Origin of the sequence: Mangrovibrevibacter kandeliae, from assembly GCF_024519155.1 — a bacterium.
GTDB lineage: Bacteria > Pseudomonadota > Alphaproteobacteria > Rhizobiales > Rhizobiaceae > Mangrovibrevibacter > Mangrovibrevibacter kandeliae.
On record NZ_JANIFJ010000002.1, the window covers coordinates 329867 to 344914 of the forward strand.

Consider the following 15048-nt stretch of genomic DNA (forward strand, 5'->3'; position numbering starts at 1 on the left):
TCCGCCTGATGGTGCGGCGAGTCAAAGGCAATCCGCCCGCCGAGTCGAAACTCGATGATCACGGCCGTTTGCTGCGCTCTCTCGCAGATGCAGCAAGATCCGTGTGCAGTCTGCGAAGAAAACGAGCAGCTCTGAAGCGGTGCGCAAAGTCCTTGCATATGCATATTTAGGGGGATAGCGTTTCGCTCCACATGCCGCACGGCGGCGATCGGGGGAGGTGGAGATGGCGGAGACACAGGGACTGGCCGCGCTGGCCGAGATGCTGCTGGGCGGCGGCGTCGAGATCGTCGACCTCTCGGCCGTCCTCGGCCCCAACACGCCGCTGCTCAAGCTCCCGCCGGAGCTCGCCGTCGACACCCCGAAGATCGAGATCCACAAGATCTCGGAGTACGACAAGAACGGCCCGTGGTGGGCCTGGAACTGGCTGAAGGTCGGCGAGCATTCGGGCACGCATTTCGACGCGCCGCACCACTGGATCACGGGCAAGGACTTCCCGGACGGGGCGACCGACTCGATCCCGGCAAAGAACTTCGTCGCCCCGGTCAACGTCCTCGACTGCTCGGCCAAGAGCGCGGCCGATCCCGACTATCTCCTGACCGCCGAGGACGTGAAGGCCTGGGAGGCCGAGCACGGCGAGATCAAGCCGGGCGAGTGGGTGGTGATGCGCACCGACTGGTACAAGCGCAACGGCTCGGAGGAGACCTTCCTCAACGCCGACGCCACCGGCCCCCATTCACCGGGCCCGACGCCGGACGCGATCCAGTACATCATCGACAAGGGCGCCATCGGCTGGGGCACCGAGTGCATCGGCACCGATGCCGGCCAGGCCGGCGGGATGGAGATCCCCTTCCCCGCCCACAACCTGATGCACAAGAACAACCGCTACGGCCTCGCCAGCCTCTGCAATCTCGACAAGCTGCCACCGAAGGGCGCGATCCTGATCGCCGCCCCGCTGAAGATCGAGCACGGCACCGGCAGCCCGGTCCGCGCCCTGGCGCTGGTTCCCAGGTCCTGAGGCGCGGGGCGAGACGGCGGATGCGACGGGCGGGCCACGCCCCGGCGCGGTCGGATCGTCCGCTCGCAATCGGGTCGCGTTGATGGACGGCGAGGGCACGGTGCCCGGCGGGCGGGCGTTCGCGCTCGGCGAGATCGGGCTGCAGCAGTTCGCGCCCTACCTGATGAACCGGATCATGGGGCGCTACAACGCCACGCTCCGGGAGGCGCTGAAGGCGCACGGCCTGACCATCGCGCAGATGCGCACGCTGGCGATCCTCGCCGTCACCGACGGCCTGACCGTCAGCGAGCTGTCCGTCTACGCGGTGATCGAACAGTCGACCCTGAGCCGCACGCTCGACGCCATGGAGGCGCAAGGCCTCCTTCGGCGGGAACCCCAGGCGAGCGACAACCGCGTCCGCCGCGTCTCGCTGAACGAGGCCGGCCGGGCGCTGTTCGAAGAGGTCTGGCCGGTGATGCGGGCGGCGTTCGGCACGATGTTCAAGGGCATCGACGACGGCGAATACGCGGCCTTCGTGGCCGTGCTGCAGAAGATCCTCGCCAACATCCGGCGGCACGATTTCTAGGAGGTGTGTCGATGACGAGAGCAGCGCATTCAAAGGTGATCCTTCGTGCAGCCGGCGTCGCCCTGGTCGCCCTCGCTTCGGCCCATATCCCGGGAACCGCGGCCGCGGAGCCGATGCCCGGCATGCGGGGCATCGACCATGTCGGCATCACCGTGCCCGACGTCGCCGCGGCCGAGAGCTTCTTCGTCGATGTCGTCGGCTGCAGCAAGGCGATGTCCTTCGGGCCCTTCCGCGACGACAAGGGCACGTTCATGACGGATCTCGTGAACGTTGACCCGCGCGCTGTGATCGACCGGATCACGCTGCTGCGCTGCGGCAACGGCAGCAACATCGAGCTCTTCCAGTACGAGGCGCCCGACCAGTCGAAGGCGATGCCGCGCAACAGCGACATCGGCGGGCATCACCTTGCCTTCTATGTCGACGACATCCAGGCAGCGAAGGCCTATTTTGACGCCCACGGCGTGCGCACCCTGATGGGTCCGGTGCCGATCGAAGACGGGCCGGCGGCCGGCCAGACGATCCTCTACTTCTTCGCGCCCTGGGGCCTTCAGCTGGAAGCGATCAGCTACCCGAAGGGCATGGCCTACGAGACAGGCGCGCAGACCGTGCTGTGGTCGACCCGCGACCCGGCGAAATGATCCTCCCGAACGCAACCGGCGGGATTTGAAGGAGCTTCGTTCATGGCTGAGCGGTCATTCGCCAAGGAAGTCGAGAAGCTGCGGCTCGGAGACGGGGCGGAGTTTTCCGGCGAGGGCATTCTTGCGATCACCAAGGCGCTCCTGCAGTGCGGCGTCGGCTATGTCGGCGGCTATCAGGGCGCGCCGATCAGCCATCTGATGGACGTCCTCGCCGACGCGCAGGACATTCTCGGCGAACTCGGGGTGCACTTCGAGGCCTCGGCCTCCGAGGCGACCGCAACGGCGATGCTCGCCGCGTCCGTCCATTATCCGATCCGCGGCGCCTGCACCTACAAGTCCACGGTCGGAACCAACGTCGCCTCGGACGCGCTCGCCAACCTCGCCTCCGGCGGCGTGACCGGCGGGGCGCTGATCATCGTCGGCGAGGACTACGGCGAAGGCTCCTCGATCATGCAGGAGCGCAGCCACGCCTTCGCGATGAAGAGCCAGGTCTGGCTGCTCGACCCGCGGCCGAACCTGCCGTCGATCGTCAAGGCGGTCGAGGACGGCTTCGAGCTCTCGGAGGTCTCGAACACGCCGGTGATGCTGCAGGTGCGCATCAAGTGCTGCCATGTCCACGGCAAGTTCACCGCCAAGGACAACAGGCGCCCCGCCATGACGGTCGCGGACGCGCTGGAGAACCCGCGCCGCGACACCGGCCGCATCGTCCTGCCGCCCGCTTCCTTCAACCACGAGAAGGAGAAGGTGGAAAAGCGTTGGCCGGCTGCGGTCGAGTTCATCAAGTCGCGGCAGATCAACGAGATCTTCGGCGCCGCCACCGGCAGGATCGGCCTCGTCCTCCAGGGCGGCATGTACAACGGCGTCATCCGGGCGCTGCAGCGCCTCGGCCTTGCCGACATCTACGGCGACACCGAGGTGCCGCTCTACGTCCTCAACGCCGTCTATCCGCTGATCGACGACGAGTTCCTCGAGTTCTGCGAGGGCAAGGACGCCGTCCTCGTCATCGAGGAGGGCCAGCCGAACTACATCGAGCAGGCCTTCGGAGCGCTCCTCTACAAGAACGGCGGCACTTCGCGGCTCCTCGGCAAGGGCTACCTGCCGGTCGCCGGCGAATATACCGGCCAGGTGATGCTGGACGGGATCGGCGGCTTCCTGCGCGACCATGCCGCCGACCTCCTGCCCGACGCCATCCGTGCGCCGAACCGGGCGGAGGAAAGCCCGGTCGACCTGCCGGAGCTCGCCAAAACCGTGCCCGGCCGGCCGCCGGGCTTCTGCACGGGCTGTCCCGAGCGGCCGATCTTCGCGGCGACCAAGCTCGTCGAGCAGGAGCTCGGCCAGCACCACATCGCCTCGGACATCGGCTGCCACCTGTTCTCGATCATGCCGCCCTTCGAGCTCGGCGCGACGACGATGGGTTACGGCCTCGGTCCCGCCTCCGCCTCGGCCTTCAACGCGCCGGACGCCAAGCGCCGGTCGATCTCCTTCGTCGGCGACGGCGGCTTCTGGCACAACGGGCTGACCTCCTCGATCGGCAACGCGGTCTTCAACCAGAACGACGGCGTCATCGTCATCGTCGACAACTACTATTCCGCGGCGACCGGCGGGCAGGACATCCTCTCCTCCCGCGCAATCAACAAGTCGAAGTCGACCAAGCATCCGATCACCGAGGCGGTGAAGGGCATGGGCGTCAAATGGGTGCGCCATCTCGAGCGGACCTATGACGTCACGAAGATGCAGGCCACCCTCAAGGAGGCGCTGACGACCGAGGAGACCGGGCCGAAGGTCATCGTCGCCTCGTCGGAATGCATGCTCAACCGCCAGCGCCGGGAAAAGCCGCTCGCGGCGAAGGCGATCAAGGATGGCGAGCGGGTGGTCGCGCCGCGCTTCGGCGTCGACGAGGACGTCTGCACCGGCGATCACGCCTGCATGCGGCTGTCCGGCTGCCCGTCTTTGTCGGTCAAGACCCTCGACGATCCGCTGCGCGACGACCCGGTCGCCCACATCGACCACAGCTGCGTCGGCTGCGGCAATTGCGGCGAGGTGGCGGACGCCGCCGTGCTCTGCCCGTCCTTCTACCGGGCCGACACCGTCCACAACCCGTCCTCGGCCGAGCGCTTCGCCGCGCGCATGAGCCGCCGGGTCATCGCCTGGCTGCAAAAGCGGCGTGACGCCGGGCGCCTTGTGTTCTCGGAAGTCGCGGCATGACCGTCGCCCTCGATCATCGGCCGGGCTCACACGTTTCCGACCGGATCATCTCGGTCGCCGCGCTCGCCGTCGGCGGCCAGGGCGGCGGCGTCCTCACCAACTGGATCGTCGACGTCGCCGAGCGCAACGGCTTTCGCGCGCAGTCGACCTCGGTCGCCGGCGTCGCGCAGCGCACCGGCGCGACGATCTACTATGTCGAGATGTGCCGGGATCGCGGCCGCCAGCCGGTGTTCTCGCTGTCGCCCTCGCAGGGCGACGTCGACGTGCTGATCGCCGCCGAGCTGATGGAGGCGGGCCGAGCCATCCTGCGCGGCTTCGTCACGCCGAACCGCACCACGCTGATCGCCTCCTCGCACCGCATCGCCGCGGTGTCGGAAAAGGTCGTGCCCGGCGACGGGCGCGCCTCCTCCGCCGAGGTTCTCGACGCCGCGCGCAAGGCGTCGAAGGACCACGTCATCTTCGACATGGAAAGGATCGCCGTCGAAGCCGGCTCGGTGATCTCGTCGAGCCTCTTCGGCGCGCTCGCCGGCTCCGGCGTCCTGCCGTTTCCACGCGAGAGCTTCGAGGCGACGATCGAGGCCTCGGGCCGAGGGGTGAAGGCGAGCCTGAAGGCCTTCGGCCAGGCCTACGACGAGGCGGCACGCCGCCGCGCCGACGAGACCGTCGGGCTGCCGCAGGCCCCGGTGGTCGAGGGCAGCGCCCCGGTGGACGCCCCGCTCCCGCTCGGCGGCCAGCCCGAGAGCGAAGACGCGGACGACGTGCACGCCGCGGCCCCCTCCCCGGCACCGCGGGGGGATGGGCGCCTCCTCGCGCAATGGCGTGCCCTGGAGGGACGGGTCGACGCCCTGCCGCCTCCGGTTCGCGCCATGGCGCGGCTCGGCCTTCGCAAGGTCGTCGACTATCAGGATGCCGACTATGGCGCGGAGTATCTCGACCGGCTCGGGGCGGCCGTCGCGATCGACGACGAGGCGCGGACCTACGCGCTGAGCCAGAGCGCGGCGAAGTATCTCGCCAACGCCCTCTGCTACGACGACATCATCCGCGTCGCCGACCTCAAGACGCGCGCCACGCGCACGGCGCGCGTCCGCCGCGAGATCGGCGTGCGCGACGACGACCTCCTGAAGGTCACCGAGTACTTCCACCCGCGCATCGAGGAGTTCTGCGGCACGATGCCGGCCGGGCTCGGCCGCTGGGTCGAGGCCCGGCCGAAGCTCGCCGCGTGGCTCGACCGGCGCGTCAACCGGGGCCGGCACATCCGCACCGACTCGATGGCCGGCTTCGCCCTGCTCTGGGGGATCGGCGGCCTGCGACGCTGGCGGCGCCACCTGCTTCGCCACGAGGTGGAGACCGCCCATCTCGGCGCCTGGTATCGGCTGGCGCTCGATACGGCGCCGCAGGACTACGACCTTGCGATCGAGATCCTCGCCTGCCGGCGGCTGGTGAAGGGCTACAGCGACACCCATGCGCGCGGCCTCTCGAAGTTCGATCGGGTGCTCTCCGCCCTGCCGATGCTTCAGGGGCGGAGCGATGCGGCGGACTGGCTGCGGCGCCTGCGCGAGGCGGCGCTCAAGGACGAGAAGGGCGCGATGCTGGACGGGGCGCTGAAGACGGTGGCCTCCTTCGCCGCCACGCCGACAGAGGCCGGCATGCCGGCGTGACCCCGCAAATTTCCGCATCACGATCCTCGGGCGGCAAGCACGCCGTATCGCCTGTTCGGCACCGTCCCGACGCCCTTCATCCGTATGTGCAGCTGCAATGACGAATCCCGCATCAGGAGCGCTTGCGAACGGATCGCGCAGGCCCTCTGATCATCCGGCGGAAACGCCGGGACTTCCCCTCCGCAACGTTCGAAGGAAGAAACTGACATGAAGATCGCGAATACGCTTCTGATTGCGCTGAGTCTCGCCGGCGCCCTGGCGGCAGCACCGCAGTCCGCCGCTGCGGAGACGCTGACCGTCGGCGCCTATCCGGCCAATCCGCCCTGGGAGGTGAAGAAGGAGGACGGCTCGTTCGAGGGCTTTGAGGTCGATCTGGTCAAGGAGATCGCCAAGCGCCTCGGCGACGAGGTCGACATCCAGGATCTCGGCTTCCAGGCGCTCTTCGCCGCGACCGCCTCGCGACGCATCGACCTTGCGATCTCGACCATCTCGATTACCAACGACCGGCTGAAGAACCAGTCGTTCACGCAGGGCTACTACGACAGCGATCTCGCGCTGGTCACCCAGGTCGGCTCGGAGGTCAAGACGCTCGAGGACCTGAAGGGCAAGACCGTCGGCGCGCTTTCGACCTCGACCGGCGAGACCTGGATCAAGGACAACCAGGAGAAATACGGGTTCGGCGAGTACAAGGGGTACGACACCTTCCAGAACCTCCTCCTCGATGTGCAGAACGGCCGCGTCGCCGGCGGCATCAGCGACATCGGCGGCTTCCAGTACGCCATGAAGCAGCTGCCGCAGCTTTCGATCGCCGAGCGCATCCAGACCGGCGACCGCTTCGCGATGATGCTGCCGAAGAACTCGCCGCTGCTCGAGAAGGTCAACGACGCGATCAGCGCCATCAAGAAGGACGGCACGATGGCCAAGCTGCACGAGAAGTGGCTGGGCGTTCCGGCGGATCCTGGCACGTCGACCGTCGAGGTCCTGCCGATCCCCACCGCCGAGTAAGGCCGGACGACCGGCGCCGCCGCGCGCGCCGCCGGTCTGCAGGGCAAATGAGCGGGCGGGCGCGGATCGCTTCCGGGCCCGTCCGTCCGCACGCGCGACAGACGAACCGCAAGACGGGCCTCCGCATCGATGAGCTTCCTGGATACCTTCCTCAACACCGACGTCATGTGGCGGGTCTTCCCGATGCTCATCGCGGGGTTGAAGAACACGCTCGCGCTGGCGGTGACGACGTTGCTCATCGGGTCGGTCGCCGGCATCCTCCTGTGTATCCTCAGGCTCTATGCCCCGAAGCCCATCAACTATCTCGCGGTCGGCATCGTCGACATCTTCCGTGCCTTGCCGATCCTCGTCGTCCTGGTGCTGGTCTACTACGCCCTGCCCTTCGTCGGGGTGCGGCTGTCCTCCTTCACCTCGGCCGTCTTCGCCCTCGCGCTTGTGCTGTCGGCCTTCACCGCCGAGGTGTTCCGCGCCGGCATCCAGTCGATCCCCGCCGGTCAGACCGAGGCGGCCCGCGCGCTCGGCCTGCATTTTCCGGCGATCCTGTGGAAGGTGATCCTGCCGCAGGCGCTGCGCATCGCGACTCCGCCCCACACGTCGAACTGCGTCGCCATCGCCAAGGACACCTCGCTCGCCTCCGTCGTCGCCATGCCCGATCTCCTGAAGCAGGCGACCGACGCGCAGGCGCTGACGGCCAATCCGTCTCCCCTGATCGCCGCTGCACTGATTTATCTGGTCATCCTGTGGCCGGCGGTGCGTCTGGTGGCGATGCTGGAGCGGCGCTTCTCCCACGCGCGCTGAGCCGCCGACGGGCGTGCCCGGCCTCCAGCCCTGCGGCGCTCGGTGGCCTGACAGCGGTCGAGCGGACGCTGCATGCCGCCCTTGACTGTCGAAAGCCTGTAAAGTCCCGGATCTCCGGCGCGCAATGCTCGCCCGGAACGCATTCCGAACGCGCTTCGGAGCACCGGCTCTTGCCCTTCAAAAAGCCAGCCGAGTCCAGTTGCGACCGGTTATTTTATGTGTAAACTAATTTTCAGCGTAGCCGGGAAGGTGCGCAGATCAGCAACGCAGGGCTGCTTTCGGCGACGATCTCATCGCCTCGCCGGACACCGTCGCATGGGAGATGCAGGAATGACAGGGATCCGCACCGTCGCCATCGGACTTCTCGCAGCCACGGCGCTCGCCGGCTCGGCCCATGCGCAGGACAAGGCCGGCGACACGCTCAAGATCGGGCTGATGTTCACGCTCTCCGGCCCGGCTGCGGCACTCGGCGAACAGGGCCGCAACGGCTTCATGCTGGCCGTCGACGACATGGGCGGCAAGCTCGGCGGCCTTCCGACCGACATCGTCACCGTCGACGACGAGTTGAAGCCGGACGTCGCTGCGAACAAGGCGCGCGAGCTGGTCGAGCGCGATAAGGCCACCTTCGTCGTCGGCCCGATCTTCTCGAACATCCTGATGGCGATCGCCAAGCCGGTCGTCGACGGCGGCGCGTTCCTGATCTCGCCCAATGCCGGCACGTCCAACTTCGCCGGCGCCGACTGCAACAAGAACCTCTTCGTCTCGTCCTACCAGAACGACCAGCCCCACGAGGTGCTCGGCAAGTACGCGCAGGACCAGGGCTACAAGCGCGTCGTCCTGATGGCGCCGAACTACCAGGCCGGCAAGGACGCGCTGGCCGGCTTCAAGCACTCCTACAAGGGCGAGGTGGTCAACGAGATCTACACCCCGCTTGGCCAGCTCGACTTCTCGGCCGAACTCGCACAGATCGCCGCCGCCCAGCCGGATGCGGTCTACACCTTCATGCCCGGCGGCATGGGCGTGAACCTCGTCAAGCAGTATCGCCAGGCCGGCCTCGAGACGATCCCGTTCCTCTCGGCCTTCACGGTCGACGAAACCACGCTGCCGGCCCAGAAGGACGCGGCGATCGGCTTCTTCGGCGGCGCCAACTGGGCGCCCGACATGGACAACGAGAAGTCCAAGGCCTTCGTCGCCGAATACGAGAAGAAGTACGGCGCGGTCCCCGGCACCTACGCCATGCAGGCCTACGACGCGGCGCAGATGATCGATGCTGCGGTCAAGGCGACGGGCGGCAAGCTCGACGACAAGGACGCGCTGCGCAAGGGTCTGGAAGCGGCGGACTTCACCTCGCTGCGCGGGTCCTTCAAGGTCGGGCCGAACCACTACCCGATCCAGGACTTCTATCTCGTCAAGGTCGCCAAGCGCGACGACGGCAAGTACCAGACGGAGATCGAGAAGAAGATCTTCTCCGACTATGCCGACAACTACGCCAAGGACTGCAAGATGAACTGAGGCCGATGGTCCGAGCTTGAACGCAGGGCCGGAGGACCGGCGCAGGCGAGTGCGGCATGAGGAGCGGGACGCATCGGTCGCTCCTCATGCCGAGGCGCGAGCGGCGCGCAGCGACGGGAGCCTCGACGAGCGAAGAGGCGCCCATCTCGACCTCGCCGCATCGCCGCCACAGCGCGCCGCTCGCAAGGGCATCGCCCGCCCCTGCCCATCAAGGCTCGCTTCGATCGTACCTCGGGACGAGGGGCCTCGACGGCCGGTCAGCGCCGGCGCTGGCGCAGAATGGCAGCGCATGAGAACGACGCGGGATCCATGTTCAACCTCTTCCTCCTCCAGGCGCTGAACGGCATCCAGTTCGGGATCCTCCTGTTCCTGGTCGCGGCCGGGCTGACCCTGATCTTCGGCATCATGGACCTGATCAATCTCGGCCATGGCGTGCTCTACATGGTCGGCGCCTATTTCGTCGCGACGCTGACGGCCTGGACCGGCGACTTCTTCCTCGGCCTCGCGCTCGCCCTGCCGGCGACGCTCGCCTTCGGCATCCTTCTCGAGCGGCTGATCTTCTCGAGGCTCTACGAGCGCGACCACCTGGATCAGGTGCTGGCGACCTTCGGGCTGATCCTGATCCTCAACGAGGGCGTCAAGATGATCTGGGGCGCCGCGCCGATGAGCGTTCCCATTCCGGACCTCCTGTCGGGCTCGATCCCGCTGATCGGCTTCATGCGCTATCCGGTGTTCCGGATCGTGATCATCGCCGCCGGACTGCTGACGGCCCTCGGCCTCTATCTCCTCGTCAGCCACACCCGCATCGGCATGCTGCTGCGGGCCGGCGCGACCGATGCCCCGATGGTCTCGGCGCTCGGCGTCGACATCAAGCGGCTGTTCATGCTGGTCTTCGGCCTCGGGGCGATGCTCGCCGGTTTTGCCGGGGCGATGGTCGCGCCGATCCTGTCGGTGGAGCCGAGCATGGGGGACAGCGTCCTGATCCTCACCTTCGTCGTCATCGTCATCGGCGGCGTCGGCTCGGTGCGGGGCGCCTTCGTCGCAGCGCTCCTCGTCGGCCTCGTCGACACGCTGGGGCGCACCTTCGGCCCGATCCTCCTGCGCTCCATGATGGAGCCCTCGGCCGCCGCGCAGACCGGCCAGACCCTCGCCCCGATGCTGATCTACATCCTCATGGCGGCGGTCCTGTTCTTCCGTCCGTCCGGCCTGTTCCCCTCCAGGGGAGCGGTGGCGTGAGCGCCGCGTCGCAGGTCTCGCCGGCCGCGACGCCGGGCGTCGCGGAGCACCGGCAGGGCGGCATGCTGGCGGGCCGCGGCGCGGCCATGGCCGCCGCGGTGATCTTCCTCCTGCTCGCCCTCCTCCCGCTCGCCGCGACCGCGCTGAACGACCCGTTCCTGATGGTGACGGCGACGCGGATCATGATCTTCGCCCTCGCCGCGCTGTCGCTCGACCTCGTGCTCGGCTACGGCGCGATGGTCTCCTTCGGCCATGCGGCCTTCATCGGCATCGGCGCCTATGCGGTGGCGATCCTGTCGGCCAACGGCGTCGGCGACATCCTCGTCCAGGCCATCGCGGCGGTGGCCGCCTCCGCGCTCTTCGCCCTCGTCACCGGCGCGATCTCGCTGCGGACGCGGGGCGTCTACTTCATCATGATCACCCTCGCCTTCGGGCAGATGGCGTACTTCTTCATGGTGTCGCTGTCGGCCTATGGCGGCGACGACGGCATCACGCTTCCCGCCCGCTCGACCCTCTTCGGCGCGCCGCTGCTCGACGACGACATGGCGCTCTTCTATGCCGTCCTGGCGGTCCTGATCCTTGCCTTCGCCGGGCTGCGGGCCGTGGTCGCCTCGCGGTTCGGTCGGGTGCTCCGGGGCACGCGGGACAACGCCCAGCGCATGCAGGCCATCGGCTTCTCGCCCTTTCGCTACCAGCTCACCGCCTATGTCATGGCCGGCGCGATCGCGGGGATCGCCGGGGTCTTCCTCGCCAACCAGGCCGAGTTCGTCTCGCCGGCCTACATGACCTGGCAGCGGTCGGGCGAACTCATCGTCATGGTGGTCCTCGGCGGGATGGGCACGCTGGTCGGCGCCATCGCCGGCGCCATCGCCTTCCTCCTGGTCGAGGACTGGCTGGCGATCTTCTCCGAGCACTGGAAGCTCGGCCTCGGCATCCTTCTCGTCCTCCTCGTGCTGTTCACCCGCGGCGGCATCGTCGGCGGCGTCGAACGCCTGACCGGGCGGTCGCAACCGTGAGCGACGCGCCGATCCTGTCCGTCGCGGGCCTGCGTAAGGCGTATGGGGCGCTGACGGTGACCGACGACGTCTCCTTCGACGTGCGGCCGGGCGAGCTGCACGCCATCATCGGCCCGAACGGGGCGGGCAAGACCACGCTGATCCACCAGCTGTCGGGAAGCCTTCGCAGCGACGCCGGCCGCGTCTCCTTCGCCGGCGAGGACATCACCCGGCTGGACATGGTCGAACGCGTCCGGCGCGGCGTCGCCCGCTCCTTCCAGATCACCTCGGTGCTGGAGGGCTTCTCCGTCCTGGAGAATGCCGCGCTGGCGGTTCAGGCCCGCTCCGGGTCGAGCTTCCGCTTCTTCGCGCCGGCTGCCCGTGAGGCGCAGCTCAACGCGCTGGCGATGGATGCGCTGGCGCGCGTCCAGCTCGACGACCGGGCGCAGCGGCGGGCCGGCAGCCTGTCGCATGGCGAGAAGCGCAAGCTCGAGATCGCGATCGCGCTCGCCAGCGGGGCCCGGCTGCTGCTTCTCGACGAGCCGCTCGCCGGCGCCGGCAAGGAAGAGACGGCGGTGCTCGTCGAGCTGATGCAGGACCTCAAGCAGACCCACACGATCGTCCTCATCGAGCACGACATGGAAGCGGTCTTCGCGCTGGCCGACCAGGTCAGCGTGCTCGTCTACGGCCGGATGATCGCGACCGGCACGGCCGCGAGCGTGCGCAGCGACCCCGACGTGCGTGCCGCCTATCTCGGCGAAGAGGAGGCGGCGTGATGCCGGGTTCCGCACCATGCTGACGGTCGACGCGCTCGAGAGCGCCTATGGCGACAGCCGCATCCTCTTCGGCATCGACCTCACCGTGCGGGCGGGCGAGGTCGTCACGCTGCTCGGCCGCAACGGCATGGGCAAGACGACGACCGTGAAGTCGATCTTCGGGCTGCTGAAGCCGCGGGCCGGCCGCGTCGCCGTCGACGGCGAGGACGTCACCGGCAAGCCGCCGCACGTCATCGCCAAGCGTGGCCTCGGCCTCGTGCCCGAGGGGCGGCACATCTTTCCGACGCTGTCGGTCGAGGAGAACCTCCTCGCGACCCACCGCAGCGATCGCGGCGGCCCGGCGAAGTGGACGCTCCAGAGCGTCTACGGCCTGTTCCCGCGCCTCAGGGAGCGGCGCCGCAACATGGGCAACCAGCTCTCCGGCGGCGAGCAGCAGATGCTGGCGATCGGCCGGGCCCTGATGACCAATCCCCGGCTGGTCGTCCTCGACGAGGCGACCGAGGGCCTGGCACCGCTGATCCGCGAGGAGATCTGGACTTGTCTGACGGCGATCAAGGACGCGGGCGAGGCGATCCTCGTCATCGACAAGAACGTCGACGCGCTCGCCCGCTTCGCCGACCGGCACGTCGTCATCGAGAAGGGGCGCGTCGCCTGGACCGGCACCACGTCCGAGCTGCGGGCGACCCCGGACATCAAGGACAGATTCCTGCATGTCTGAGACCTCAAGGCCCCAGCACCACCGCTCCGTCGCGCGCCATTCGACAGAGATGCGACAGTCAAACCCGAAGGAGCCCCACCCATGCCCAACATGACCATCGGCGTCACCCCGGCCAACGAGGGGATCGAAGGCATCCGCTGGAACATTCTCGGCCAGATCTACGTGCCGAAGCAGCATTCCGAGCACTCGCTCTCCTGGCATGCGACCTTTCCGGTCGGCACCTTCGTGCCGCCCCACATCCATCCGACCCAGGACGAATTCGTCTACATGCTGGAGGGACGGCTCGACGTCCTCCTCGACGGCAAGGAGGGCTTCGCCGGGCCAGGCGACCTCGTGCGCCTGCCGAAGGGCGTGCCGCACGGGCTGTTCAACAAGTCCCACGCCGAGGTGAAGTGCCTCTTCTGGGTCTCGCCGGCACAGCGCCTCTACGACCTCTTCTGGGCGCTCCACAATCTCGGCCCGACACCCGATCCGGCCGAGGTCGTGGCGATCTCCGCCCGCCACGAGGTGGATTTCCTGCCGCCGCCGGACGCCGGCTGATCCGGCAGGAGGGCCGATCGAGGGCGCAGGGACGTTCGCTGAAGGGAGCGCAGCCATGAAGGTGATCATCGTCGGGGCCGGCATCGGCGGCCTCACCACCGCGCTGATGTTGCATCGGCGGGGCATCCGCGCCGAGATCTACGAGCAGTCGTCGGCCGTGCGTGAGGTCGGGGTCGGCATCAACACCCTGCCGCACGCGATCCGGGAGCTCGCCGAGATCGGCCTGCTGCCGGCGCTGGACAACACCGGCATCCGCACCCGCGAGCTCTTCTACTACAACCGTCAGGGCCAGGAAGTCTGGCGCGAGATGCGCGGCGTCGATGCGGGCCATCCCGTGCCGCAGTTCTCGATCCACCGCGGCCGGCTGCAGAAGGTGATCCACGACGCCGTGATCGACCGGCTCGGCCCTGCGTCGGTCAGGACGGGGCACGCGCTTTCCGGCTTCATCCAGGATGAGGGCGGCGTCACCGCGCATTTCACCGATTCGGTGCGCGGCGCGGCCGGAACGACCGTTCGCGGCGACGTCCTGATCGCGGCCGACGGCATCCACTCCGCCGCGCGGCGGCTCTTCTACCCGCACGAGGGCGCCCCGTCGTGGAACGGCGTCCTGATGTGGCGCGGCGCCACGGAGTGGAAGCCCTGGCGGGACGGACGCAGCATGGCCATCGGCGGCGGCATGGGCGCGAAGTTCGTGCTCTACCCGATCGCCGAGGCCGAGGGCGGCCGGCAGCTGATGAACTGGGTCGTGAACATCAAGATGGCCGACGGCGCGACCTCGCCGCCGCCCAAGGAGAGCTGGTCGCGCGTCGCCCAGCGTTCGCTGGTCCTGCCCTATGCCAAGCGGTTCAAGATCCCGGACTTCGACGTCGAGACTCTCGTCGAGGCGACGCCGCAGGCCTTCGAGTATCCGATGTGCGACCGCGACCCGCTGCCGCGCTGGACCTTCGGCCGCGTCACGCTGCTCGGCGACGCCGCCCATCCGATGTATCCGGTCGGCTCGAACGGTGCCAGCCAGGCGATCCTCGACGCGCGGTCTCTCGCCGACGCCCTGGCCCGCGCCGAGCATCCGCGCCAGGCCCTCTGGGACTACGAGCGCGATCGCCTGCCGAAGACCGCCGAAGTTGTTCGGATGAACCGCAAGGGCGGTCCGGAACGGGTGATCGACGAGGTGGAAAAGCGCGCGCCGGCCGGGTTCGCCAATGTCGAGGACGTGATCCCGCGGGCCGAGCTCAAGGCGATCGTCGGCGGTTATGCCGGCACGGCAGGCTTCTCCGTGGAAACGGAGCGATCCTCGCCAGAGCGGCGCGCGGCCAACGCGTGAGTTGTACTCGCAAGGGGCATACCGGTTGCCGCCGCCTCGCGAAATAGTTTAAGATTAAAAGAACTC

14 protein-coding genes are annotated in these 15048 nt (G+C 68.3%); all 14 read left to right on the forward strand.

The window, feature by feature from the left end; all coding sequences use genetic code 11:
• Positions 1-223 precede the first annotated feature (223 nt).
• Positions 224-1015: a cyclase family protein gene (locus NPA30_RS07830; protein ID WP_256802029.1), complete on the forward strand. Its 792-nt coding sequence runs from the start codon at positions 224-226 to the stop codon at positions 1013-1015.
• Between the two features lie 82 nt (positions 1016-1097).
• The gene (locus NPA30_RS07835; protein WP_256802031.1) at positions 1098-1580 is read left to right on the forward strand and encodes a MarR family winged helix-turn-helix transcriptional regulator; all 483 of its coding nucleotides are present in this window, start codon (positions 1098-1100) and stop codon (positions 1578-1580) included.
• A gap of 11 nt (positions 1581-1591) precedes the next feature.
• The gene (locus NPA30_RS07840) at positions 1592-2218 is read left to right on the forward strand and encodes a VOC family protein (RefSeq protein WP_372338765.1); all 627 of its coding nucleotides are present in this window, start codon (positions 1592-1594) and stop codon (positions 2216-2218) included.
• Positions 2219-2260: 42 nt separating this feature from the next.
• Positions 2261-4423, forward strand: coding sequence for a thiamine pyrophosphate-dependent enzyme (locus tag NPA30_RS07845; RefSeq protein ID WP_256802033.1), 2163 nt, complete (start codon positions 2261-2263; stop codon positions 4421-4423).
• Positions 4420-6081, forward strand: coding sequence for an indolepyruvate oxidoreductase subunit beta family protein (locus NPA30_RS07850; protein WP_256802034.1), 1662 nt, complete (start codon positions 4420-4422; stop codon positions 6079-6081). Before NPA30_RS07845 ends, NPA30_RS07850 begins: the two co-directional genes overlap by 4 nt.
• A 207-nt stretch (positions 6082-6288) precedes the next feature.
• Complete coding sequence (locus NPA30_RS07855) at positions 6289-7086, forward strand: ABC transporter substrate-binding protein (protein ID WP_256802035.1); 798 nt, start codon at positions 6289-6291, stop codon at positions 7084-7086.
• Positions 7087-7215: 129 nt separating this feature from the next.
• Positions 7216-7884, forward strand: coding sequence for an amino acid ABC transporter permease (locus NPA30_RS07860; RefSeq protein ID WP_256802036.1), 669 nt, complete (start codon positions 7216-7218; stop codon positions 7882-7884).
• Between the two features lie 330 nt (positions 7885-8214).
• Entirely contained in the window at positions 8215-9396 is a 1182-nt protein-coding gene (locus NPA30_RS07865; RefSeq protein ID WP_256802037.1) for an ABC transporter substrate-binding protein, read from the forward strand.
• A gap of 309 nt (positions 9397-9705) precedes the next feature.
• Positions 9706-10632 carry a branched-chain amino acid ABC transporter permease gene (locus tag NPA30_RS07870; protein WP_256802038.1) on the forward strand — a complete coding sequence of 309 codons (927 nt, stop codon included), beginning with the start codon at positions 9706-9708 and terminating at the stop codon, positions 10630-10632.
• Positions 10633-10694: 62 nt separating this feature from the next.
• Positions 10695-11648, forward strand: coding sequence for a branched-chain amino acid ABC transporter permease (locus tag NPA30_RS07875; protein ID WP_256802407.1), 954 nt, complete (start codon positions 10695-10697; stop codon positions 11646-11648).
• Positions 11645-12403, forward strand: a complete 759-nt coding sequence (locus NPA30_RS07880; protein WP_256802039.1) for an ABC transporter ATP-binding protein — start codon at positions 11645-11647, stop codon at positions 12401-12403. Before NPA30_RS07875 ends, NPA30_RS07880 begins: the two co-directional genes overlap by 4 nt.
• Positions 12404-12419: 16 nt before the next feature.
• A complete protein-coding gene (locus NPA30_RS07885; protein WP_256802040.1) occupies positions 12420-13121 on the forward strand; it encodes an ABC transporter ATP-binding protein in 702 nt (233 codons plus the stop codon).
• A gap of 81 nt (positions 13122-13202) precedes the next feature.
• Positions 13203-13661: a cupin domain-containing protein gene (locus NPA30_RS07890; protein ID WP_256802042.1), complete on the forward strand. Its 459-nt coding sequence runs from the start codon at positions 13203-13205 to the stop codon at positions 13659-13661.
• Between the two features lie 55 nt (positions 13662-13716).
• On the forward strand, positions 13717-14982 hold the full coding sequence (locus NPA30_RS07895; protein WP_256802043.1) for a flavin-dependent oxidoreductase: 1266 nt from the start codon (positions 13717-13719) through the stop codon (positions 14980-14982).
• Positions 14983-15048 lie beyond the last annotated feature (66 nt).

Excerpts from the sequence above, each read along its gene's own strand:
- NPA30_RS07830 (WP_256802029.1), top strand. The coding sequence starts at position 224 with ATGGCGGAGACACAGGGACTGGCCGCGCTGGCCGAGATGCTGCTGGGC.
- NPA30_RS07835 (WP_256802031.1), top strand. The coding sequence starts at position 1,098 with ATGGACGGCGAGGGCACGGTGCCCGGCGGGCGGGCGTTCGCGCTCGGC.
- NPA30_RS07840 (WP_372338765.1), top strand. The coding sequence starts at position 1,592 with ATGACGAGAGCAGCGCATTCAAAGGTGATCCTTCGTGCAGCCGGCGTC.
- NPA30_RS07845 (WP_256802033.1), top strand. The coding sequence starts at position 2,261 with ATGGCTGAGCGGTCATTCGCCAAGGAAGTCGAGAAGCTGCGGCTCGGA.
- NPA30_RS07850 (WP_256802034.1), top strand. The coding sequence starts at position 4,420 with ATGACCGTCGCCCTCGATCATCGGCCGGGCTCACACGTTTCCGACCGG.
- NPA30_RS07855 (WP_256802035.1), top strand. The coding sequence starts at position 6,289 with ATGAAGATCGCGAATACGCTTCTGATTGCGCTGAGTCTCGCCGGCGCC.
- NPA30_RS07860 (WP_256802036.1), top strand. The coding sequence starts at position 7,216 with ATGAGCTTCCTGGATACCTTCCTCAACACCGACGTCATGTGGCGGGTC.
- NPA30_RS07865 (WP_256802037.1), top strand. The coding sequence starts at position 8,215 with ATGACAGGGATCCGCACCGTCGCCATCGGACTTCTCGCAGCCACGGCG.
- NPA30_RS07870 (WP_256802038.1), top strand. The coding sequence starts at position 9,706 with ATGTTCAACCTCTTCCTCCTCCAGGCGCTGAACGGCATCCAGTTCGGG.
- NPA30_RS07875 (WP_256802407.1), top strand. The coding sequence starts at position 10,695 with ATGCTGGCGGGCCGCGGCGCGGCCATGGCCGCCGCGGTGATCTTCCTC.
- NPA30_RS07885 (WP_256802040.1), top strand. The coding sequence starts at position 12,420 with ATGCTGACGGTCGACGCGCTCGAGAGCGCCTATGGCGACAGCCGCATC.
- NPA30_RS07890 (WP_256802042.1), top strand. The coding sequence starts at position 13,203 with ATGCCCAACATGACCATCGGCGTCACCCCGGCCAACGAGGGGATCGAA.
- NPA30_RS07895 (WP_256802043.1), top strand. The coding sequence starts at position 13,717 with ATGAAGGTGATCATCGTCGGGGCCGGCATCGGCGGCCTCACCACCGCG.